Annotated in this window: 22 protein-coding genes and 5 pseudogenes; 15 read left to right on the forward strand and 12 right to left on the reverse strand. The window is 63.4% G+C overall.

Annotated elements, in window-relative coordinates:
* Positions 1 to 933: 933 nt before the first annotated feature.
* Complete coding sequence (locus J3A98_RS04270; protein WP_209964276.1) at positions 934 to 1,935, reverse strand: NADP-dependent oxidoreductase; 1,002 nt, start codon at positions 1,933 to 1,935, stop codon at positions 934 to 936.
* A gap of 177 nt (positions 1,936 to 2,112) precedes the next feature.
* Here J3A98_RS04270 and J3A98_RS04275 point away from each other — a divergent pair, with 177 nt between their 5' ends.
* Entirely contained in the window at positions 2,113 to 2,874 is a 762-nt protein-coding gene (locus J3A98_RS04275; protein WP_209964279.1) for an SDR family oxidoreductase, read from the forward strand.
* Between the two features lie 143 nt (positions 2,875 to 3,017).
* On the opposite strand, the gene J3A98_RS04280 is transcribed toward J3A98_RS04275, so the two are convergent.
* Positions 3,018 to 3,761: an outer membrane beta-barrel protein gene (locus J3A98_RS04280; RefSeq protein WP_176685809.1), complete on the reverse strand. Its 744-nt coding sequence runs from the start codon at positions 3,759 to 3,761 to the stop codon at positions 3,018 to 3,020.
* Positions 3,762 to 4,166: 405 nt separating this feature from the next.
* Here J3A98_RS04280 and J3A98_RS04285 point away from each other — a divergent pair, with 405 nt between their 5' ends.
* Complete coding sequence (locus J3A98_RS04285; protein WP_176685808.1) at positions 4,167 to 6,107, forward strand: methyl-accepting chemotaxis protein; 1,941 nt, start codon at positions 4,167 to 4,169, stop codon at positions 6,105 to 6,107.
* Between the two features lie 104 nt (positions 6,108 to 6,211).
* Here J3A98_RS04285 and J3A98_RS04290 read toward each other — a convergent pair whose 3' ends face one another.
* Positions 6,212 to 7,402 (reverse strand): benzoate/H(+) symporter BenE family transporter, encoded by a 1,191-nt coding sequence (locus J3A98_RS04290; RefSeq protein WP_209964282.1) that lies wholly within the window; start codon positions 7,400 to 7,402, stop codon positions 6,212 to 6,214.
* A gap of 144 nt (positions 7,403 to 7,546) precedes the next feature.
* Here J3A98_RS04290 and J3A98_RS04295 point away from each other — a divergent pair, with 144 nt between their 5' ends.
* From J3A98_RS04295 to J3A98_RS04320, 6 genes and pseudogenes are all read left to right on the forward strand, one after another.
* Complete coding sequence (locus J3A98_RS04295; protein ID WP_176685806.1) at positions 7,547 to 8,149, forward strand: glutathione S-transferase family protein; 603 nt, start codon at positions 7,547 to 7,549, stop codon at positions 8,147 to 8,149.
* Between the two features lie 150 nt (positions 8,150 to 8,299).
* Positions 8,300 to 8,365, forward strand: a pseudogene (locus J3A98_RS04300) (glutathione S-transferase family protein); the annotation flags it as partial.
* A gap of 154 nt (positions 8,366 to 8,519) precedes the next feature.
* A pseudogene (locus J3A98_RS04305) lies at positions 8,520 to 8,585 on the forward strand (glutathione S-transferase family protein); the annotation flags it as partial.
* 163 nt (positions 8,586 to 8,748) lie between these two features.
* Positions 8,749 to 8,814 (forward strand): annotated as a pseudogene (locus J3A98_RS04310) (glutathione S-transferase family protein); the annotation flags it as partial.
* Between the two features lie 163 nt (positions 8,815 to 8,977).
* Positions 8,978 to 9,043, forward strand: a pseudogene (locus J3A98_RS04315) (glutathione S-transferase family protein); the annotation flags it as partial.
* A 163-nt stretch (positions 9,044 to 9,206) separates the two neighbouring features.
* A pseudogene (locus J3A98_RS04320) lies at positions 9,207 to 9,272 on the forward strand (glutathione S-transferase family protein); the annotation flags it as partial.
* 143 nt (positions 9,273 to 9,415) lie between these two features.
* On the opposite strand, the gene J3A98_RS04325 reads toward J3A98_RS04320, so the two are convergent.
* From J3A98_RS04325 to J3A98_RS04345, 5 genes are all read right to left on the reverse strand, one after another.
* Positions 9,416 to 9,787, reverse strand: coding sequence for a glutaredoxin (locus tag J3A98_RS04325; RefSeq protein ID WP_010952857.1), 372 nt, complete (start codon positions 9,785 to 9,787; stop codon positions 9,416 to 9,418).
* A gap of 59 nt (positions 9,788 to 9,846) precedes the next feature.
* On the reverse strand, positions 9,847 to 10,392 hold the full coding sequence (gene folE, locus J3A98_RS04330) for a GTP cyclohydrolase I FolE (RefSeq protein ID WP_003252789.1): 546 nt from the start codon (positions 10,390 to 10,392) through the stop codon (positions 9,847 to 9,849).
* A 70-nt stretch (positions 10,393 to 10,462) separates the two neighbouring features.
* Positions 10,463 to 11,023 carry a Smr/MutS family protein gene (locus J3A98_RS04335; RefSeq protein ID WP_176685831.1) on the reverse strand — a complete coding sequence of 187 codons (561 nt, stop codon included), beginning with the start codon at positions 11,021 to 11,023 and terminating at the stop codon, positions 10,463 to 10,465.
* Positions 11,024 to 11,197: 174 nt separating this feature from the next.
* Positions 11,198 to 11,518, reverse strand: coding sequence for a hypothetical protein (locus J3A98_RS04340; RefSeq protein ID WP_176685830.1), 321 nt, complete (start codon positions 11,516 to 11,518; stop codon positions 11,198 to 11,200).
* A gap of 85 nt (positions 11,519 to 11,603) precedes the next feature.
* A complete protein-coding gene (locus J3A98_RS04345; RefSeq protein WP_176685829.1) occupies positions 11,604 to 12,194 on the reverse strand; it encodes a cysteine hydrolase family protein in 591 nt (196 codons plus the stop codon).
* Between the two features lie 181 nt (positions 12,195 to 12,375).
* Between J3A98_RS04345 and prmB the strand changes: the two genes are divergently transcribed.
* Positions 12,376 to 13,284 (forward strand): 50S ribosomal protein L3 N(5)-glutamine methyltransferase, encoded by a 909-nt coding sequence (gene prmB / locus J3A98_RS04350; RefSeq protein ID WP_021783085.1) that lies wholly within the window; start codon positions 12,376 to 12,378, stop codon positions 13,282 to 13,284.
* A 193-nt stretch (positions 13,285 to 13,477) separates the two neighbouring features.
* On the opposite strand, the gene J3A98_RS04355 is transcribed toward prmB, so the two are convergent.
* Positions 13,478 to 14,260: a hypothetical protein gene (locus J3A98_RS04355; RefSeq protein ID WP_209964285.1), complete on the reverse strand. Its 783-nt coding sequence runs from the start codon at positions 14,258 to 14,260 to the stop codon at positions 13,478 to 13,480.
* 65 nt (positions 14,261 to 14,325) lie between these two features.
* Positions 14,326 to 15,288: an alpha/beta fold hydrolase gene (locus J3A98_RS04360; RefSeq protein ID WP_176685827.1), complete on the reverse strand. Its 963-nt coding sequence runs from the start codon at positions 15,286 to 15,288 to the stop codon at positions 14,326 to 14,328.
* A gap of 314 nt (positions 15,289 to 15,602) precedes the next feature.
* Here J3A98_RS04360 and aroC point away from each other — a divergent pair, with 314 nt between their 5' ends.
* The 3 genes from aroC to J3A98_RS04375 all read left to right on the forward strand — a co-directional run bounded on the left by aroC (position 15,603) and on the right by J3A98_RS04375 (position 18,527).
* Positions 15,603 to 16,694, forward strand: a complete 1,092-nt coding sequence (gene aroC, locus J3A98_RS04365) for a chorismate synthase (protein ID WP_129933735.1) — start codon at positions 15,603 to 15,605, stop codon at positions 16,692 to 16,694.
* Between the two features lie 142 nt (positions 16,695 to 16,836).
* Complete coding sequence (locus tag J3A98_RS04370; protein ID WP_209964288.1) at positions 16,837 to 17,991, forward strand: MFS transporter; 1,155 nt, start codon at positions 16,837 to 16,839, stop codon at positions 17,989 to 17,991.
* Positions 17,991 to 18,527, forward strand: a complete 537-nt coding sequence (locus J3A98_RS04375; protein WP_209964293.1) for an oxidase — start codon at positions 17,991 to 17,993, stop codon at positions 18,525 to 18,527. Before J3A98_RS04370 ends, J3A98_RS04375 begins: the two co-directional genes overlap by 1 nt.
* 123 nt (positions 18,528 to 18,650) lie before the next feature.
* Here the strand turns inward: J3A98_RS04375 and J3A98_RS04380 are convergent, their stop codons facing one another.
* Positions 18,651 to 18,923, reverse strand: coding sequence for a DUF3509 domain-containing protein (locus J3A98_RS04380; protein WP_021783091.1), 273 nt, complete (start codon positions 18,921 to 18,923; stop codon positions 18,651 to 18,653).
* A 266-nt stretch (positions 18,924 to 19,189) separates the two neighbouring features.
* Here J3A98_RS04380 and J3A98_RS04385 point away from each other — a divergent pair, with 266 nt between their 5' ends.
* Both J3A98_RS04385 and J3A98_RS04390 read left to right on the forward strand, forming a co-directional pair.
* Entirely contained in the window at positions 19,190 to 19,714 is a 525-nt protein-coding gene (locus J3A98_RS04385) for an ankyrin repeat domain-containing protein (RefSeq protein WP_209964296.1), read from the forward strand.
* 60 nt (positions 19,715 to 19,774) lie between these two features.
* Complete coding sequence (locus J3A98_RS04390; RefSeq protein WP_014591973.1) at positions 19,775 to 20,305, forward strand: hypothetical protein; 531 nt, start codon at positions 19,775 to 19,777, stop codon at positions 20,303 to 20,305.
* A gap of 123 nt (positions 20,306 to 20,428) precedes the next feature.
* Here J3A98_RS04390 and J3A98_RS04395 read toward each other — a convergent pair whose 3' ends face one another.
* A complete protein-coding gene (locus J3A98_RS04395) occupies positions 20,429 to 21,367 on the reverse strand; it encodes a ZIP family metal transporter (RefSeq protein ID WP_209964299.1) in 939 nt (312 codons plus the stop codon).
* Between the two features lie 126 nt (positions 21,368 to 21,493).
* Between J3A98_RS04395 and J3A98_RS04400 the strand changes: the two genes are divergently transcribed.
* Entirely contained in the window at positions 21,494 to 21,685 is a 192-nt protein-coding gene (locus J3A98_RS04400) for a PLD nuclease N-terminal domain-containing protein (RefSeq protein ID WP_004577083.1), read from the forward strand.
* Positions 21,686 to 21,810: the final 125 nt, after the last annotated feature.

A 21,810-nucleotide genomic window follows, 5' to 3' on the forward strand; every position in this document is an offset into this window, starting at 1 on the left:
ACCGATGCCTGTGTCGAACCATTGATGTGGCTGCACCCCCGATCCGTGTAGGAGCGGGTTTACCCGCGAATACGGTAGCGGCGGCAACGGTGAACGGCTGGTGGAAATTGGCCGGCAGGCCCGGCCCTTTCGCGGGTGAACCCGCTCCTACGACGGGCTGTGCCGAGCCATCCATGTGTGTCACCGCGAATACGGTGGCGGCGGCAACGGTGGACGGCTGGTGGAAATTGGCCGGCAGGCCCGGCCCTTTCGGGCCACCGATGCCTGTGTCGAACCATTGATGTGGCTGCACCCCCGATCCGTGTAGGAGCGGGTTTACCCGCGAATACGGTAGCGGCGGCAACGGTGAACGGCCGGTGGAAACTGGCCGGCAGGCCCGGCCCTTTCGCGGGTGAACCCGCTCCTACGACGGGCTGTGCCGAGCCATCGATGTGTGTTATCGCGAATACGGTGGCGGCGGCAACGGTGGGCGGCTGGTGGAAATTGGCCGGCAGGCCGGGCCCTTTCGCGGGTGAACCCGCTCCTACGACGGGCTGTGCCGAGCCATCGATGTGTGTTACCGCGAATACGGGGACGGGGGCAACGGTGGACGGCTGGTGGAAATTGGCCGGCAGGCCGGGCCCTTTCGGGCCACCGATGCCTGTGTCGAACCATTGATGTGGCTGCACCTCCGATCCGTGTAGGAACGGGTTTACCCGCGAATACGGTAGCGGCGGCAACGGTGAACGGCCGGTGGAAACTGGCCGGCAGGCCCGGCCCTTTCGCGGGTGAACCCGCTCCTACGATGGGATGTAGGAGCGGGCTTGCCCGCGAATGCGGTGGCTGCGGCGACGGTGCATGACTGGGGGATATTGGCCGGCAGGTCCGGCCTATTCGCGGGTAAACCCGCTCCTACGACGGGCTGTGCCGGGCCATCGGTGCCATGCAGGGGGGTTAAACCTTCAACACCAACTTGCCAAAATTCTCCCCGCTGAACAGCTTCAACAAGGTCTCCGGGAAGGTTTCCAGCCCTTCCACCACATCCTCTTTGCTCTTCACCTGCCCGCTGGCCAGCCAGCCGGCAATCTCCTGCGCGGCCTTGCCGTAATCTTTGCTGTAATCCATCACCACAAAACCTTCCATGCGCGCGCGGTTCACCAGCAGCGACAGGTAGTTGGCCGGGCCTTTCACCGCTTCTTTGTTGTTGTACTGGCTGATCGCGCCGCAAATCACGATGCGTGCCTTGAAGTTGATGCGCGTCAGCACGGCATCGAGGATGTCGCCGCCCACGTTGTCGAAGTACACGTCCACACCTTTGGGGCATTCGCGCTTCAGGCCGGCCAGCACGTCTTCGGCCTTGTAGTCGATCACGCCGTCAAAGCCCAGTTCGTCCTTCAGGTACTGGCACTTCTCGGCACCGCCGGCAATGCCGACCACGCGGCAGCCTTTGATCTTGGCAATCTGCCCGACAATGCTGCCCACCGCACCGGCCGCGCCGGAGATGACCACGGTGTCGCCAGCTTTGGGTTGGCCGACGTCCAGCAGGGCAAAGTAGGCGGTCATGCCGGTCATGCCCAACGCTGACAGGTAACGGGGCAGGGGGGCCAGCTTGGGGTCGATCTTGTGCAGGCCCTGGGGCTCGCCGGTGAAGTAGTCCTGCACGCCGAGGGCGCCGCTTACGTAATCGCCGGGCTGGTAGCCGGGGTGATTGGAGGCAACCACCTCACCGACGCCCAGCGCACGCATTACCTGGCCCAGGGCCACGGGCGGGATGTAGGACTTGCCTTCGTTCATCCAGCCACGCATGGCCGGGTCCAGCGACAGGTACAGGTTGCGCACCAGTATCTGGCCTTCGCCGGGTTGTTCGGCGGGTACGGTCTCGAAGCTGAAGTCGTCACGGCGCACGGCGCCGACCGGGCGTTTGGCAAGCAGGAAGCGGCGGTTGGTCTGGGTCATGGCGGGTCCTTGTGGGCTGTGGAGGGCGTAAGGCGTTCAATCTACCTTGTTGATGAAGGCGGTTGCTTAAAATCACTGACAAGCATGGTAGCCCAACCGTTGCTGTGATGATGCTGCCCGGCCGAGTGGTGGCTGACTATGCTCTGACCCCTACCCAAACCCTCACAGGAGCACGCGATGAGCATGACCTTTTCTGGCCAGGTAGCCCTGGTGACCGGCGCGGCTGCTGGGATCGGCCGGGCAACCGCCCTGGCGTTCGCCCACGAGGGCATGAAGGTGGTGGTGGCCGACCTCGACCCGGTCGGCGGCGAGGCCACCGTGGCGCTGATCCACGCGGCGGGCGGCGAAGCGCTGTTCATTGCCTGCGACGTTACCCGCGACGCCGACGTGCGCCAGTTGCATGAGCGCCTGATTGCCGCGTACGGCCGGCTGGACTACGCCTTCAACAACGCCGGGATCGAGATCGAGCAACACCGCCTGGCCGAAGGCAGCGAAGCGGAGTTCGATGCCATCATGGGTGTGAACGTGAAGGGCGTGTGGTTGTGCATGAAGTATCAGTTGCCCTTGTTGCTGGCCCAAGGCGGTGGGGCCATCGTCAATGCCGCGTCGGTGGCGGGGCTTGGGGCGGCGCCGAAGATGAGCATCTACAGCGCCAGCAAGCATGCGGTCATCGGCCTGACCAAGTCGGCGGCCATCGAGTACGCCAAGAAGGGCGTCCGCGTGAACGCCGTGTGCCCGGCCGTGATCGACACCGACATGTTCCGCCGCGCCTACCAGGCCGACCCGCGCAAGGCGGAGTTCGCCGCAGCCATGCACCCGGTGGGGCGCATTGGCAAGGTCGAGGAAATCGCCAGTGCCGTGCTGTACCTGTGCAGTGATGGCGCGGCGTTTACCACCGGGCATTGCCTGACGGTAGATGGCGGGGCCACGGCGATCTGAGTGGTTGCCGTGCGGGCTGCTTCGCGGGCAAGCCCGCCCTTTGCAAGTGCGATCACCAGGCCAAAGCCCACAATGTCGCGCATGGACAGGATGGGCGTGCCCAGGCCTTTCCTGAGCAAGCCGCGCAGGCAGCTGGCCCCCGGCTAAAAGCTGACGCCTATCTTCAAGCCATACTCGTCACGGGTTTGTTCGTCCGAGGCGGTCATCTGGAACTGCCCGTCCAGTTCATAGTTGTAGCGGCTGAAGTAAAGCGAAGCGTATACCGGCACAGTACCGTGTTGGTTGAAGAGCACGCTAAGTTCGGCAAAGGGGTTGGTGGTATCTTTCAAATCAACCTCTTCACTGCTGATGCCATGTATTTTCAATTGCGAGTCGCCATTGATGACCTGGCGTATGCCCGCTTCGAAACGCAGGGTGGCATTATTGAAGCGGTAATTGTACCCCGCTGCGAGCTTGGCGAATGGCGTGCGGTTGGTAAGGTCGACATCATGACGGCTGGTATTGGGTTCCAACCGGTTCCATTTGTAGCCGGCGCCCAGCAGCAGGTCGACTGAATGCCGTTCGGCCAGCGCCAGCCGCCAGCCCAGGTCCAGGTCGGCCTGGCCGTCCTTGAGCTTCTGGTCATGCTGTTTCGAGTACATGCCGCTGGCTTCGGCCTGGTAGACAAGGCCTTGCCTGGCCGTCATCTTGTTGCCGTAATTGATGAATAAACCACCTTCGGGCATATCTTCGGTGTCATCCTTGGGGCCGTTCAATTCCAGTTGGGTGTAGCTCCCTTGTAGGCCGAGGGTGAATATCGGTGCGGTGGAAGTATCGGCATATCCAACGGTTGGCACAGTAAACAGCAGCAACGGGGTGACCACAGCAGTAAACATGGCTGTTTTCATTACAAACTCCAGGGTGCACTGCAGGTCCGGAGAACGGGCCAGTTACCGATCACGATAGCGACGTTTTTAATGTGTGCAGGGGTATTTAAAAAAATTTCAGTACCCTCTGTTTGGCGCAAATTTAATGGCGTCAATAGTGTTTTATAAAGTGTGGATTGGAATAAATTAATGGCTTACTTGCGTCGATTTAATATGGGAAAGCACCGTCGCAGGTTGAGGGGCGGGCTATCATTGATGGCCTAGTGATATCGCTTACAGCGGGCACTGAAAGCGACCCCTTTGCAGCCAAAAACGACAAGACATAGCTATTTGACACTATTCTGGCGCCACCCCCTTGTTCATTGGCAGATAACGTTGCCACCCTTAGCCTTCGGGATAACCTCACTGGCTGAAAGGGGATCGGTGATGGGCGCGAGCAAGCACGGTGTGCTGGCCAACCTGGGCATGGCCCGCAAACTTGGCCTGGGCTTTGCCCTGGTGCTGCTGCTGACGCTGGCAGTGGCAGCTATCGGCGTTGTGGCGTTGCAAAGCGTTGGCCAGCGCTTCGACAGTTTGCGTCAGCTGGCCCAGTTCAATACCGACTTGCTGCGTTTGCGCGAGCATGAGCAGGCATTTGCCCTGCGCTCCGACATTCAGCAGGCCGACGCCTTGCGTGGCGGCCTGCAGGGTTTGGTCGAACGCGCCCAAGGCCTGCCGGCGCTGGCCGCGGCGCAAACCGATCTTGCCGCCTATGGCCAGGCATTCGAAGCCTTTGTCGAGGCTGTGCAGGCCAAGGAGCTGGCGCTGGACATGGCCAGCTGGTCGGTGTCCAACGTCTCCAATAACCTTGATGTGCTGCAGGCCGGCCTGGCCGATGACGGCGCATATACCCTCAAGCAGTCCCAAGGCCAGCAGGGTAGCGAGTTTCTTGAGCAAGCCGCGCAGGTGGCCCAGGTGTCGCGGCTGATGCTGCAGGCCATGGACGAAGCACGGGTGCGTCTGGATAAAAGCCGCAAGGGCGAGGAGGGTGTGAGCCAGGAGCGTATTGCCCAGACGGTGGAGGCCGCCGGCCTGGTCAGCCAGTTGCAGGGTGCGGTTGGCGATGCCGGTTACCAGAGCGTGCTGGGTGAAGTGGCTGGGCACATTGGCAGTTTCTCGGAAAAACTCAACGAATACACCGACCAGCTGGCCCGCGAGCAGGGGCTCAAGGCGCAGTTGCAAGCCAGCGCCGAGCGGGTGACCGGGCGTGTCGACCAAGCCTATCTTGGGCAAGAGCAGGCCCTGCAAGGCGAGCTGCAGCGTAATGCCCTGGCCATCGGCCTGGCCACGGCGCTGGCGTTGCTTGTAGGCGTGTTGGCGGCCTGGCTGATTACCCGGGCTGTGGTCGGCCCGTTGAAGCATGTGATTGCCCGCGCCCAGCGCATTGCGGCGGGTGAACTGGGCTTCGACGCCCAGGCACCGCGCCGGGATGAGGTGGGGCAACTGATGCAGGCCATGCAGCAGATGGCGGCGGGGCTTTCGGGCATTGTCAGCGGCTTGCAGCAGGGCATCGAACAATTGGCCGGCAGCGCCCAGGCGTTGTCGACGGTGACCGAGCAGACCAACCGCGAGGTGGGCAGCCAGAAAGAGGAAACCGAGCAGGTGGCGACCGCCATGCAGCAGATGACTGCCACCGTGCACGATGTGGCGCGCAATGCCGAGGAGGCGGCGCAGGCGGCCCAGGCGGCGGACGAGAAGGTCGACTCCGGTCAGCAGGTGGTGCGCCAGAGCATGCAGCGCATCGAGCAACTGGCGTCGGCGGCAGAAGCTGCCAGCGCCGGCATCGACAGCCTCAGTGCCGAAATCCACACCATTGGCGACGTGCTGGAAGTGATCAAGAGCGTGGCCGAGCAAACCAACCTGCTGGCGCTCAATGCCGCCATCGAGGCTGCCCGCGCCGGCGAGCAGGGGCGTGGTTTTGCCGTGGTGGCCGATGAAGTGCGCGCGCTGGCGCGGCGTACCCGGCAATCCACCGAGCAGATCGAAACCTTGGTGGCCAGCCTGCGCGGCAATGCCCAGCAGTCGGTGGCGCAGATCCGTGGTAGTACCGAGTTGGTACGGTTGGCCGTGGCCGATGCCCTGCAGACCGAAAGCGCGTTGGGCAGCATTGCCGCAGCGGTGTCATTGATTCAGCAGATGAACCAGCAGATTGCCGCAGCCGCCGAGCAGCAGAGTTCGGTGGCGGAAGAGATCAGCCGCAGTGTCACGCAGATTCGCGGCAGTGCGGACCAGGCGGCATTGGCGATGCAGGACAATGCCCGGTCCAGTGTCGAGCTGGCGCAACTGGGCACCGACCTGAAGGGCATGGTGGGGCATTTCAGGTTGTAATCTCGTTGTCTGTGGCGGCCTATTCGCGGGTAAACCCGCTCCTACAAAGCCCGTTGTAGGAGCGGGTTTACCCGCGAATAGGCCGCCACAGGCAACAACAACCCTCACCCCCTGCGCGGGTTAAGCATCACCAAGGCCAATACCCCCGCCACAATCCCCCAGAACGCTGAGCCAATCGAGAACAAGGTCAGCCCCGAAGCGGTCACCATGAAGGTGATCACCGCTGCCTCCCGCTCGCGCGCCTCGCTCATGGCCACGGTCAAACCGTTCATGATCGAGCCAAACAGCGCCAGTGCCGCGATCGACAGCACCAACTCTTTCGGCAATGCCGCGAACAGTGCCGCCAAGGTGGCGCCGAACACCCCGGCAATGCCGTAGAAAATCCCGCACCACACCGCCGCGGTGTAGCGTTTGTTCGGGTCTTCATGGGCATGCGGCCCGGTGCAGATCGCCGCGCTGATCGCCGCCAGGTTGACCCCATGCGAGCCGAACGGCGCCAGCACCAGCGAGGCGAAGCCGGTGGCCGAAATCAGCGGCGAGGCCGGTACCTGGTAGCCGTCGGCACGCAGTACGGCCACGCCGGGCATGTTCTGCGAAGTCATGGCCACCACGAACAGCGGAATGCCGATGCTGATGGTTGCCGCCAGCGAGAAGCTTGGCGTGGTCCACACCGGCTTGGCCACTTCCAGGTGGAAGCCGCTGAAGTCCAGCAGGCCCAACGCGCCGGACAATGCCGTGCCCACCAACAGTGCGGCCAGCACGCAATAGCGCGGCGACAGGCGTTTGACCAGCAGGTAGCTGAAGAACATGCCCAGTACCAGCAATGTGCGGTGCTGCGCGGCCACGAAGATTTCGCTGCCGATCTTGAACAGGATGCCCGCCAGCAGTGCCGAGGCCAGCGAGGCCGGAATGCGCTTGACCAGGCGCTCGAAGCTGCCGGTCAGGCCGCACGCCAGCACCAGCAAGGCACAGGTAATGTAGGCACCAATGGCCTCGCCATAGCTGACCCCACCCAGGCTGGTGATCAGCAGCGCCGCGCCGGGGGTGGACCAGGCGATGGTGATCGGTGTGCGGTAGCGTAGCGACAGGCCGATGCTGCACACCGCCATGCCGATCGACAGCGCCCAGATCCATGACGAAATCTGCGCGGTGGTCAGCCCGGCTGCCTGGCCGGCCTGGAACATCAGCACCAGCGAACTGGTATAGCCGGTGAGCATGGCAATGAAGCCGGCGACCACCGCCGACGGGGAGGTGTCTGCCAGGGGCCGCAGACGTGCGGAAGTGGCATCGGTCATGAACAAAATCCTTGTAAAGGTGTAAGCAGTTTTTTCAGACTACAGCGAGCAAGGTTGATCCTTGCCATACAGCGGCCATTGCTTTTAGCCGTACAGTCGCCACATATTGGGCGCAATTGCGAAACTGCTTTGCAGGGAGAGTCGATGTACAAGGTCTATGGCGACTATCAGTCGGGTAACTGTTACAAGGTCAAGCTGATGTTGAGCCTGCTGGGCCGGCCGTATGAATGGCACCCGGTGGACATTCTCAAGGGTGAGACCGAAACGCCCGAGTTTCTGGCGATGAACCCCAACGGCAAGGTACCGGTGCTGGAACTGGAAGACGGTAGTTACCTGTGGGAGTCCAACGCCATTCTCAACTTCCTGGCCGATGGCAGTGAGTTCCTGCCCAGCGAGCCGCGCCTGCGTACCCAGGTGTTGCAGTGGCAGTTCTTCGAGCAGTACAGCCACGAGCCGTATATTGCTGTGGCGCGGTTCATCCAGTTCTACCTGGGCCTGCCGGACGAGCGCCTGGACGAGTACCGCAAGTTGCACAAGGGCGGCTACAAGGCGTTGAGGGTGATGGAGCGACAGTTGCAGATGACGCCTTACCTGGTGGGTGAGCAGTACTCGATTGCCGATGTGGCGTTGTATGCCTACACCCATGTGGCGCAGCAGGGCGGGTTCGACCTGGCAGAGTACCCGGCGGTAAGGGCCTGGCTGGAGCGGGTCAGCAGCCACCCTCGGCATGTGCCGATGGTGGGCTGAAAACCGACCTGTTTTCCAGGCTTGTGGGAGCGGGCGTGCCCGCGAACACGGGCGTAGCCCGTGCCAACCACCGCGGTGCCTGCTTCGCGGGCTCGCCCGCTCCCACAGAGGGATCTGCAGCGTCAGTCAGATGGCAGCAAACCGCTTATTCCGGCGGTAAGGGCCTGGCTTGAGCGGGTCAGCAGCCACCCGCGGCATGTGCCGATGGTGGGTTGAAAACCGACCTGTTTTCCAGGCTCGTGGGAGCGGGCGTGCCCGCGAACACGGGCGCAGCCCGTGCCAACCACCGCGGTGCCTGCTTCGCGGGCTCGCCCGCTCCCACAGGGGGATCTATCTGCAGCGTCAGTCAGATGGCAGCAAACCGCTTATTCCGGCGGTAAGGGCTTGGCTTGAGCGGGTCATCAGCCACCCGCGGCATGTGCCGATGGTGGGCTGAAAACCGACCTGTTTTCCAGGCGCTTGCGCAATCCTTGTGGGAGCGGGCGTGCCCGCGAACACGGGCGCAGCCCGTGCCAACCACCGCGGTGCCTGCTTCGCGGGCTCGCCCGCTCCCACAGAGGGATCTGCAGCGTCAGTCAGATGGCGGCAAACCGCTTATTCCGGCGGTAAGGGCCTGGCTGGAGCGGGTCAGCAGCCACCCTCGGCATGTGCCGATGGTGGGTTGAAAGCCGACCTGTTTTCCAGGCGCTTGCGCAATCCTTGTGGGAGCGGGCGTGCCCGCGAACACGGGCGCAGCCCGTGCCAACCACCGCGGTGCCTGCTTCGCGGGCTCGCCCGCTCCCACAGAGGGATCTGCAGCGTCAGTCAGATGGCGGCAAACCGCTTATTCCGGCGGTAAGGGCTTGGCTTGAGCGGGTCATCAGCCACCCGCGGCATGTGCCGATGGTGGGTTGAAAACCGACCTGTTTTCCAGGCGCTTGCGCAATCCTTGTGGGAGCGGGCGTGCCCGCGAACACGGGCGCAGCCCGTGCCAACCACCGCGGTGCCTGCTTCGCGGGCTCGCCCGCTCCCACAGAGGGATCTGCAGCGTCAGTCAGATGGCGGCAAACCGCTTATTCCGGCGGTAAGGGCTTGGCTTGAGCGGGTCAGCAGCCACCCGCGGCATGTGCCGATGGTGGGTTGAAAACCGACCTGTTTTCCAGGCGCTTGCGCAATCCTTGTGGGAGCGGGCGTGCCCGCGAACACGGGCGCAGCCCGTGCCAACCACCGCGGTGCCTGCTTCGCGGGCTCGCCCGCTCCCACAGGGGGATCTATCTGCAGCGTCAGTCAGATGGCAGCAAACCGCTCATCCAGGTAAGCGATGATCGCCTTGGACTCGTACATCCAGGTCACCTTGCCGGCTTCTTCAATGCGCAGGCATGGCACTTTCACCCGGCCGCCACCTTCTTGCAGGGCCTGGCGGTGCACCGGGTCGTTCTTGGCGTCGCGCAGCGCCACCGGCACGTTCAACCGGTGCAGGGTGCGGCGGGTTTTGACGCAGAACGGGCAGGCGTGGAACTGGTACAGCGCCAGCCCCTTGGCCGCTTGCTCGATGCGGGCCTGGGCGGCGGCGTCGCGCTTGCGTTTGGCCGGACGGCTGATCCAGTCACCGAACACGATGAGCTGGCCGAGGCCAACCCGCAGGGCTTTGACGATCATGGACAACTCCTGAAATGCAAAAGCCGACCCTGAAGGGTCGGCTTGGGGCCAGCAACCAATCACTTGATCAGGCTGAGGAACTCGCTGCGGGTGGCGGCGTTATCGCGGAACTCACCCAGCATCACCGAGGTGATCATGGTCGAATTCTGCTTCTCGACACCGCGCATCATCATGCACATGTGCTTGGCTTCGACCACCACGGCCACGCCCGCAGCACCGGTTACCTGCTGCACGGCTTCGGCGATCTGGCGGCTGAGGTTTTCCTGGATTTGCAGGCGGCGGGCGTACATGTCGACGATACGTGCCACCTTCGACAGGCCCAGTACCTTGCCCTTTGGCAGGTAGGCAACGTGTGCCTTGCCAATGAACGGCAGCATGTGGTGTTCGCACATCGAATACAGTTCGATGTCCCGGACCAGCACCATTTCGCTGTTGTCAGAGCTGAACAAAGCGTTGTTGGTGACTTCTTCCAGTGTTTGCTCATAACCGCGGCAAAGGTACTTCATCGCCTTTGCAGCCCGCTTGGGCGTGTCGAGCAGGCCCTCACGGGAGACGTCCTCGCCAATCTGGCTGAGGATCTCGGTGTAGTTCTGTTCCAGGGACATGGATCTACCTGTGGGAAAAAATCGCAAAAACGAAGGGTACGGCGGTGAGGGCGGCGCTGCAAGCGCGGCGTTACTCGTCGCGGCCTTCGAGCATGGTTCGCTTCAGCATCACATACACCGCGCCAGTGCCGCCGTGGCGGGCACTGCACGAGGCAAAACCGAGCACTTGCGGGTGCTGGCGCAGCCAGGTGTTGACGTGGCTCTTGATCATCGGGCGCTTGCCGTCCAGGCGCGCAGCCTTGCCGTGGGTCACCCGCACGCAGCGGACCTCCAGTCTGGTGGCTTCGGCGATGAAGTCCCACAAGGTTTCGCGGGCCTTTTCCACCGTCATGCCGTGCAGGTCGAGGCTGCCCTCGAACGGGATCTGCCCCAGCTTCAGCTTGCGCAGCTGGCCTTCCTGTACGCCATCGCGGCGCCACATCAGCTCGTCTTCGGCGCCTACGTCGATGACGAACTGGTCGGACATGCCGTCGATGACCAAAGCCTTGTCACTGCGCACGGTTGCCGCCTGGCGCAGGCCGGCCAGCTTTTGGCGATCGGCCTTGGGCTTGCCGACTTCGGCACGATCGTGACGGATCGGTTTTACGCCGCGCACTTCGGCCTTGAACAGGGAAAAATCGTCGTCTTGCATGATGCCTCCACGTAGGCGGCGTAGTTTACGCGACTGTGGGGCCGTGTGCAGCCTGTGCGGGCCTCTTCGCGGGTGAACCCGCTCCTACAGGTACCCCGACGTCTTCAGGCTCTGTGACATCCCTGCAGGAGCGGGTTTACCCGCGAAGAGGCCCGCACAGGTTACGCAAAACCATCAATCGTGCTTCTTCATCAGGTGCGGCGACAGGTTCAGCTCCCGCCCGCGGCGCAAGCGGATACGGCTGCGCCGCCAGAAACGCACGCCCAGCCACAGCAGCAACAAGCCAGCCACGGTGAGGATGCTGGACAGTGGCTTGTTGGTGTTGAGTTCCTGCAGGGCAGGGTAGTTGCCCAGCAGGCCGGCGACGCCGGCCATGGCCAGCAACACGCCCAGCGTCGCCAGCAGGGCCGACAGGCCGGCCGCCAGGCGGGCGCCCCAGTTACGCGGTTCGCGCGGGCGCAGGCGCTTGGCGTCGAAACTGCCTTTAAGCTTCATTCCGCTCTCCTCGGTGGATATCCGGAATTCGACCTGCTGCTGCCCATCGGGTTCCGCCCGGCTGCCGGGCGGTCCTGCAAGCCGCTCAGATCAGGCTGGCGGTGGGGGCCACGCAAGCGAAGTTGTCAGCCATCACGGCCATTTCGCACTGGTGAATCTGCGCGGCCGGAATGACGCCGTCCTTGAATGCCAGGTCGCGGGTGGCCGACGCGTCTTCTACCAGGGTGCACCGATAACCATAGTCCTTGGCGCGGCGAACGGTGGTGCTGACGCTGGAATGGCTCATGAAACCACAGACGATGAGGTCCAGGTGGCCCAGCTCCTGCAATGTTTCGTGCAGCTTGGTGTTCTTGAACGCGTTGGGCATGCGCTTTTCGATGACGATTTCACCTTCCAGCGGCTCCAGCCCCGGAATGAACTCACCAGCCGGCCCCTGGGGGTCGAAGCGGCCCCCGACAGTGCCCAGGTGGCGAACATGGATGATCGGGCGGCCGCTTTTACGGGCGGCGTCGAGCAACCTGGCGATGTTGGCCACGGCCTCGTCCATGCCCGACAGCTTCAGGGGACCGTTGAGGTACTCCTTTTGTGCATCGATGATGATCAGGCTGGCGTGGCTCAGCTTGGCCGGCGGATAGTCGCGGCCAGTGAGGCGAAACATCGTGGTTGGAACGGACATCAAGGGCTCCTTGGATAGGGCTTTTGTATACCTATTCTCCCCTGCCTTGACGCCAATGGGAATGGTTGACAACGCAAGCGGCATGGTTACTGGCTTGTGGCTAGCCTTTGGGCAAGGCAAAGGAACAAATGTGCGGGTGGGGCTGTTAGACTTTTGTCCGGTCTGAAAATAGGAGTACCCCGTGATCACATCCCGTCTGCGCACGCTGCGCGACTACATCCGCTGGGCGGTCAGCCGCTTCCACGAGCATGATCTGTTCTTCGGTCACGGTGCCGATAACGCCTGGGACGAAGCCCGCATGCTGGTGCTCGGTGCCGTGCACCTGCCATGGGAGGTGGCCGACAGCTACCTGGACTGCATGCTCGAGGACGACGAGCGGGTACGCCTTCAGCACCTGCTCAAGCGCCGTATCGAAGAGCGTGTACCAGCCGCCTACCTGCTGGGCGAGGCGTGGTTCTGCGGCATGTCGTTCATCGTCGACGAGCGGGTGCTGGTGCCGCGTTCGCCCATTGGCGAGCTGATCGAAAAACGTTTCGAGCCGTGGCTGGCCAGCGACCCGGCGCGCATTCTGGACCTGTGCACGGGGTCGGGTTGCATCGGCATCGTTGCTGCCGACGTGTTCCCCGAGGCCGAGGTGGTGTTGGCCGATCTGTCGTTCCAGGCCCTTGAAGTGGCCAACCAGAACATCGAACGCCATGGCCTGGACGGTCGCGTGTACACCGTGCAGGGCGATGGCTTTGGCGGTTTGCCGGGGCAGCGTTTCGACCTGATCCTGTCCAACCCGCCGTATGTCGATGCCGAAGACTTCGACGACATGCCGGCCGAGTACCACCATGAGCCCGAACTGGGCCTGGCCTGCGGCAGCGACGGCCTGGACCTGGTACGGCGGATGCTGGCCGAAGCGGCTGACCACCTGACCGAGAAGGGTTTGCTGATTGTCGAAGTGGGCAACAGCCAGGTGCATGTCGAGGCGTTGTACCCCGAGGTGGACTTTGCCTGGCTGGAATTCGAGCGTGGCGGGCACGGGGTGTTCATGCTCACTGCGGAGCAGTGCCGCCAGCATCAGGAACTGTTCAAGGCCCGCGTTTAGGCTATTTGGGGCTGCTGTGCAGCCCATCGCGACACAAGCGTGTGGGAGCGGGTTTACCCGCGAAGAATACACCGCGGTGGATGGCACGGGCTTCGCCCGTGTTCGCGGGCAAGCCCGCTCCTACACGGATCGCGCCAACTTTTAGAAATTGAGCAAGACACAAGCGGCCCAATCTTTACCGGCTGGTGCGCTCTTAGCGGGTTGCAATCCAGATCAACAGCCCTGCCTGGAACACGGCAAACGCCACCAGGCAAGTAATGGTGAAACGCAATCCGCCGTCCTCGCGCTGGTATTTGGCCACGCGCTCATCCCGCTCGCGCAGTTGCCCTTCCTTTTCCAGCAGTTGCTGGTCCGCCTGCTGCAGCAGGTTGGCGGCATCCAGAATCTCCACCCGTTGCAGGCGCTCGCTGCTCCAGACGGCCTTCAGCTGGCCCACCGTCATATCTGCGGTACGGCCCTTCAGGTGCTGGCTGTCCTCGTACTGCACCTCGATACCCACCCCGCGCAAGCAGTGGTCACGGCGCAGGCGTGAGTCCTCGTTCAGGGCGTCCTTGCTAGGCAGCGCCATACCTTCCACCCGGTAGTGCGACCACTTGCGCTGCAACCACTGGGCGGCCTGGGCCAGCATGAAACGGCCGATGCCGCGGTTCACGGGCTCCACTTGCAGGCCATTTTCATTGCCAATACGCACCAGACGCTCGGCATGGTCGACGCGGATGTCCAGGCGGTTCTGCTCTTTGTGCACCTTCTGGCCCGGCAACTGGATTTCCATGCGCAGCAGGCTGTGCGCCTTGTCATGGCGCTCGGCATAGCCGAACTGCACAAAGCGCAGCGGCCGCGCGCCGGTGCTGCGGTCGGTCGGTAGTGCTGCCAGGCGTAGCAGCTGGAAATGTTCGGCGGTCAGCTCGCCCCAGGGCAGGGCGGGGGCTTCCTGGGGTTCTTCGGCCGGCTCGACGGCGGTGGGGGAGGTGGTCATCAGGGGTTGTCCTCAGCTATGCCTGCTGTATCGGCAGGCATGCCCGAGACCTGAGCCTGTTTGACTTACGCCGCAGGCAAATGCTGGATGAACGTCACAATTCGCTCACCCAGTTCGTGCGCCAGCGGCAGTTCGGGGTTGAGGTAGCTGTCGCGTTGCTGGCTCATGCCCTTGGGGCTGATGCGCAGCATGTGATTCATGCCATCGATCAGGACCAGTTGCGCATCTGGCTTGGCCGCTTTCAGCCGTTGGGCGTCGGTCACGTCCACCTGCACGTCATTGCGCCCCTGCACGATCAGCGCGGGCATGGGCAGGCGGGCAAAGGCGGCTGCCGGGTTTTGCTGGAACAGCGAGATCAGGTAAGGCTGCACGCTGGGGCGAAACACCTGGCGCAGCGGCGCTGGCACATCCAGGCTGGTCTGCCCGGCCTGCAGGCGGTCGAGCAGGGCACTGCCACCGGCCAGTTGCGCCGGCGGCAGGCGCTGGGCCAGTTGTTCGCGCAGTACCTCGGCCAGCGGCCGGCCGCTGCCGGCCAGGGTGATGACCGCGCTGGCGCCAGCCTGCTCGGCGGCCAAACTGGCAATCAGCGCGCCTTCGCTGTGGCCAATCAGGATCAGCGGGCCGAAGCGCGGGTCGGCTTTGAGCTTGTGGCTCCAGGCGACCACATCGGCCACATAGCGCTCCACGCTGAGGTCACGCTCGTCAGGCGTGGCCGGCTGGCTGGCGGCCACCCCGCGTTTGTCGTAACGCACGCTGGCAATGTGTTCGTTGGCCAGCAGCAGGGCCAGGCGCTTGAGGTTGTCGACCTTGCCGGAGGCCGGGTTGTTGCCGTCGCGGTCGGTGGGGCCGGAGCCGGCGATGATCAGCACCACGGGCGGCGGGGTGGCCTGTTGCGGCAGCAGCAGGCTGCCGTGCAGCACGCCCTGGCCGGTGTCCAGGTCGATCGGGCGTTGTAGCACAGTGGGTGCGGCGGCCTGGGCCAGGCCGGTGCACAGCAGGAAGAACAAGGCGACGAGGCGCGACATCATGCGGTACTACTTGGGGAGATGTGGGTTTGACCCACTGTTTGCGGGAAGGTTCTGGGGGGCGAATTGCAGGTTCGGCCCTTTCGCGGGCACGCCCGCTCCCACAGGTATTTCACAGCATTTGGATCTGTGGTGATCCTGTGGGATGCAGGTTCGGCCCTTTCGCGGGCACGCTCGCTCCCACAGGTATTTCACAGCATTTGGATCTGTGGTGATCCTGTGGGAGCGGGCGTGCCCGCGAAGAGGCCCGCACAGGCGATCAAACCATCTGTATACTGCTGCTTTCGTCCATTTCAGGCAGAACTCGCGGAGCGTCCATGTCCGGCAATACCTACGGCAAGCTGTTCACTGTCACCACCGCTGGCGAGAGCCATGGCCCGGCGTTGGTCGCCATTGTCGATGGATGCCCACCGGGCCTGGAAATTTCCCTCGCCGACCTGCAGCACGACCTTGACCGGCGCAAGCCCGGCACCAGCCGGCACACCACCCAGCGCCAGGAAGCCGACGAGGTAGAAATCCTTTCCGGCGTGTTCGAAGGCCGCACCACCGGCTGCTCGATCGGCCTGCTGATCCGCAACACCGACCAGAAGTCCAAGGACTACTCGGCCATCAAGGACCTGTTCCGCCCGGCCCACGCCGACTACACCTACCACCACAAGTACGGTATCCGCGACTACCGCGGCGGCGGCCGCAGCTCGGCCCGTGAAACCGCCATGCGTGTGGCCGCCGGCGCTATCGCCAAGAAGTTCCTGGCCACCCAGGGCATCACCGTGCGTGGCTACATGAGCCAGCTGGGCCCGATCGAAATCCCGTTCAAGACCTGGGAGTCGGTGGAGCAAAACGCCTTCTTCAGCCCCGATCCGGACAAAGTACCTGAGCTGGAGGCCTACATGGACCAGCTGCGCCGTGACCAGGATTCGGTGGGCGCCAAGATCACCGTGGTCGCAGAAGGCGTGATGCCCGGGCTGGGCGAACCGATCTTCGACCGCCTGGATGCAGAGCTGGCTCACGCGCTGATGAGCATCAACGCGGTCAAGGGCGTGGAAATCGGCGCCGGCTTCGCCAGTGTGGCCCAGCGCGGCACCGAGCACCGGGACGAGCTGACCCCGGACGGCTTCCTCAGCAACAATGCAGGCGGCATTCTGGGCGGTATTTCCTCGGGCCAGCCGATCGTTGCCCACCTGGCACTGAAGCCCACTTCCAGCATCACCACCCCGGGCCGCTCGATCGATGTCGATGGCAACCCGGTGGACGTCATAACCAAAGGCCGCCACGACCCTTGCGTGGGCATACGCGCCACGCCGATTGCCGAGGCGATGATGGCCATCGCGTTGATGGACCACCTGCTGCGCCACCGCGCGCAGAATGCCGATGTGCAAGTGAATACCCCGGTGCTGGGCCAGCGCTGATCCACCTGCACCGGCCTCTTCGCGGGTAGACCCGCGCCTACATTGGGATATCACTGCCCTCAGGTGCAGTGGCAGGGTGAAGTCCGCGTAGGAGCGGGTTCACCCGCGAAGAGGCCGGCCCAGGTCCCCACAAGGCCATCCCATGCAACCCGTCCCCTACTGGCGCCTGTCCAGCTTCTACCTGTTCTACTTCGCCCTGCTGGGCTCCACCGCCCCCTTCCTGGCGCTGTACTTCGACCACCTGGGCTTCTCCCCGGCGCGCATCGGCGAGCTGGTGGCCATCCCCATGCTGATGCGTTGTGTCGCCCCCAACCTGTGGGGCTGGCTGGGCGACCGCACGGGCCAGCGCCTGTTGATCGTACGCCTTGGCGCGCTGTGCACCCTGGCCACTTTCGCCCTGATTTTCTTCGGCAAAAGCTACGCCTGGCTGGCGCTGGTGATGGCCCTGCACGCGTTCTTCTGGCATGCGGTGCTGCCGCAGTTCGAGGTCATCACCCTGGCCCACCTGCACGGGCAGACGTCGCGCTACAGCCAGGTACGTCTGTGGGGGTCGATCGGTTTCATCCTCACCGTGGTCGGCCTGGGCCGCTTGTTCGAATGGTTGAGCCTGGACATCTACCCGGTGGCCCTGGTCACGATCATGGCCGGCATCGTCGCCGCCAGCCTGTGGGTGCCCAATGCCCAGCCGGTGGAGCAGGGCGGGCGCAGCAGTACGGGGGGCTTCCTGCAGCAGTTGCGTGCCCCGGGGGTGATCGCGTTCTACGCATGCGTGGCCCTGATGCAGCTCAGCCATGGGCCGTACTACACCTTCCTTACCTTGCACCTGGAGCACTTGGGCTACGCGCGTGGTGCCATCGGCCTGCTATGGGCGCTTGGGGTGGTGGCCGAGGTGCTGATGTTCATGGTCATGAGCCGCCTGTTCGCCCGCTTCAGCGTGCAGCGTGTGCTGTTGGTCAGCTTCCTGCTGGCGGCATTGCGCTGGCTGCTGCTGGGCAACCTGGCCCAGGAGCCAGCAGTACTGATCTTCGCCCAGTTGCTGCATGCGGCCACCTTCGGCTGCTTCCATGCCGCCAGCATCGCGTTCGTCCAGGCCAGCTTCGGCGCCCGCCAACAGGGCCAGGGCCAGGCGCTTTACGCAGCCCTGTCGGGTACCGGCGGTGCGCTGGGGGCGCTGTACTCAGGCTACAGCTGGAAGCTGCTGGGCCCCACCTTCACCTTTGGTATGGCCAGTGCCGCAGCCTTGGCCGCAGCCGTTATCATTGCCCTTTGTTCGCAACCGACCAGGACCCGCCCCTGATGAGCATTCTCAGCGTTTTCCACCCCGCCAGCCCGGCACTGCCGAACAAGGTGCTGACTCACCACGATGATATCGCCGCTACGTTGGCCGAGCAGGGCGTGCGCTTTGTGCATGCCGAACCTGGCCTGCGGGTGCGCCCGGGCACCGCCCAGGACGAGGTGCTGGATGTTTGCCGCGAGTACCTGGATGAGTTGATGACGGCGCATGGCAGCAAGGCCTTCGCGTTGCTCAACCGCGACGGTGAAGACCCGGCACAGGTCGATGTGCGTGATGAACATGTGCATGAGGTCGACGAGCTGTTCGCCGTGGTCAGCGGGCGGGCGCAAGTAGGCCTGCGGCTGGGTGACTGGGTGTATTCGGTGCTGTGCGAGAAAGGTGACCAGCTGCTGGTGCCGGCCGGGACGCGGCGCTGGGTTGAGCTGGGGGATGCACCGTTTTGCCTGGCGTTTCGCTTGTACGGCAGCGAGCAGGGCATGCAGGCGCGGTTTACCGGGGATGTAACGGCGCGAGCGTTTCTGGGGATCGACGAGTTGTAATGGCATTGCCGGCCTCTTCGCGGGTGAACCCGCTCCTACAGCGGTTGCGCCGCCCTTAGGCATCGCGCAGTCAATGTAGGAGCGGGTTCACCCGCGAAGAGGCCAGTTCAGGCAATACACCCCTCAGCGGTAAGTCGGCAGGGCAAACCGCTGCTGGCTCTGCAGCATCGAGATCACCGGCAATTCGCTGGCCTCTTCAGCCAGGTCACGACGGATGGCACTGATCGCCCAGGACAGCTGTTCGGCACTGTGCAGTTGCCCATAGGTCAGCACCCGGCGGGTAACCTTGCCATCCGCTGCGCGCAGGGTAAGCAGTACACCGCCATCGGGCCGGGCTTGGGTATTTACCTGATAGGCCGAAAATACCGAGGCGAACTTTTGCTGGATGAGGTCCATATCAACTCCTGGCTGGTGTGTGGCAGACATGAGTTGATGGTTGCAGTGACCGTGCCAGAATCCTGTTTGGCAAAAAACCCAGTAAATACAGGCTGTTACGGAGAATTTTCAGAAGCGGTATCGTGCAAGCTGCATGGTCATGCATTTTGCACAGTGCATTTTGCACGGGTCAGTACTTGCCTATCAGCCTTATAGAATCTGAACCTTTGACCACCATGGCATGCCTGACGAACACTTGGGCCATCAATTATGCCAGGAGGTTCCCTATGTCCAGCCAAACCGCGCCCGCCACCATGACCGATGACGAAACCGCAGCGTTCGCCGAGCAGGTGTTCGAACGTGCCCGCCAGGGCGATGCCGAAATGCTCGGGCGCCTGCTTGCCAGCGGCCTGCCGGCCAACCTGCGTAACCACAAGGGCGATACCCTGCTGATGCTGGCCAGCTACCACGGCCACCACGATGCGGTGCGTGTGCTGCTGGAGCAGGGTGCCGACCCGCTGATTGCCAACGACAATGGCCAGCTGCCGATTGCCGGCGCCGCATTCAAAGGGGACCTGGCGATGATTCGCCTGCTGGTGGAGCATGGCGTGCCGGTGGATGCCGCCGCGCAGGACGGTCGCACCGCGCTGATGTTGGCGGCCATGTTCAACCGCAGCGAAATCCTCGACTACCTGCTGGCACAAGGGGCCAACCCGACGCACCAGGATGCCCGCGGCATCACCGCCCTGATGGCGGCGCAAACCATGGGTGCAGCAGACACCGCCGCGCGCCTGCAAACGCTGGCCGGCTAACCGCCAGGGGGCATTTGCGGCTATCCTTGGCGCCTTTTCACCCGTCGCAGGCCCCCTTTCATGAAAACTCAGTTGCTTGAATTCATCAGCCTCATTGGCGCCGGCTGCATGCGTGAGGCAGACATCGAGCGTATCGCCGACGAGGCCGCCCAGGCCTACGCCGACCCTGTCGCCTTCCTGGCCGCCAACCCCGACATCAACTACGACGACACTTTCCCGATTCCTTTGGGTGAATGGGTGGTGCTGGGCAGCCTGCCGGATACCGTGGTGTTCCAGGCCGACAGCTATCAGGAGCTGTTCCAGCAGATCAGCGACTCGTTCGACAATAGCGTGCCGTTTACCCTCAAGCCCAAGCAATTGGCCCGTACCGAACCACTGACTGCGCTCAACCGCATCCAGGTACAGATGGGCGCGCTGAACAAGGAGGCGGGGGGGTATGTGCTGCTCAACTTCAGCCAGTTGCTGGATGACGAGCTGCAGATGGTCATGGTGGGGCAACAGGACCTGGCGCGGGTAATGGAGCTGGGTGCAGCGCTGGGCATCAAGGTCGAGCCGGCGCTGGAGGCTTTGAAAGTCGCCGTCCACATCTGATACCAGTGATTGCTTGTTCGCGGGCATGCCCGCTCCCACAGGTACTCCAGCGCATCAGGCCCTGTGATAACCCTGTGGGAGCGGGCGAGCCCGCGAAGAGGCCGGCTCACGAAACATCAATCTTCAGCCCAGCGCAGTGTCGAGAAACATCATCACCGCAAACCCGCCCATCAACCCCAGGGTCGCCGCTGTCTGGTGCCCATTGCGGTGGGTTTCGGGGATCACCTCGTGGCTGACCACAAAGATCATCGCCCCTGCCGCCAGCCCCATGCTGATCGGGTAGGCGAGGGCAAAGCCGGTAGAAATCCCCAGCCCGATCACCGCCCCTAGCGGCTCCATCAGGCCCGACCCAATCGCCACCAACGCAGCCTTCAGGTTCGAAAGCCCCGTGGCGCGCAAGGCCAGCGCCACGGCCAGCCCTTCGGGGATGTCCTGAATGGCGATGGCACTGGTCAGCGGCAGGCCGATGTTCATGTCGCCATTGGCAAAGCTCACGCCAATCGCCATGCCTTCAGGCAGGTTGTGCAGGGTTATCGCCAGCACGAACAGCCACACCCGGCTGATGCGCTCGGCTTCAGGCCCGCACGGGCCGGTGCTTTCGTGTTCATGCGGGGTGAAGCGGTCCAGGCCCAGCATCAGCAGCACACCCAGGCCCATGCCCAGCACCACGGTAAACGCGGCGGCCGGGCCGTTGCCGGTGATCTCGCGGGCAGCCTCCAGGCCCGGCAGAATCAGCGAGAACGAGCTGGCGGCCAACATCATGCCGGCAGCGAAGCCCAGCATCACGTCCTGGGTACGCGCGTTGACATCGCGCAGCACCACTGCCAGCACGGCGCCCAGCGCGGTGGCGCCAAAGCCGGACAACCCACCCAGCACGGCCAGGTGCAGGTTGTCGGCATGGTCGCCGTTCACCGCGTTCCAGAGGCTGGCGGCCAGCAGTACGCACACCGCCAGCAGGCTCAGCCCCAGGCCGGCGCTTAGCCAGGGGGTATCGGTGACCTGCTGGCGCCAGGCTTGCAGCAGTGAGGGTGGGGCGGCGCTTTGGCTGTGGGCGGATGTCATGCGAGCCTCGAATCAATGAATGCAGTCAGTCTACCGAGGGACCTGCGACATCCGCCAAGGATTCCCTTCTATTGGCGCGATAGCTGACTATGCTGTGCAGCAAAGCCTCTGGACAGGAATTCAGACATGGGATCTACCTTCAACAGCCTGGTCGGGCTGATCATTCTGGCGCTGGATATCTGGGCCATTCTCAACGTGATCAAGAGTGGCAGCGAGATGGGCATCAAGGTCTTGTGGATCTTGTTGATCGCTCTGTTGCCGGTGGTGGGGCTGGTGATCTGGGCGATTGCCGGGCCGCGGGGGAACGTGCGGCTGTAGGCGCGGTACCGACATAGCCAGTAATGGGACCGTGACACAATTTTCACATTGATTTAAACAGAATCCGCATCCGCATAATGCTGCGTTGGTCTAACGCCATCGCCTCTTCGCAAACCGCAATCCTA

It is taken from the genome of Pseudomonas sp. BP6, from assembly GCF_017875935.1.
GTDB lineage: Bacteria > Pseudomonadota > Gammaproteobacteria > Pseudomonadales > Pseudomonadaceae > Aquipseudomonas > Aquipseudomonas putida_Y.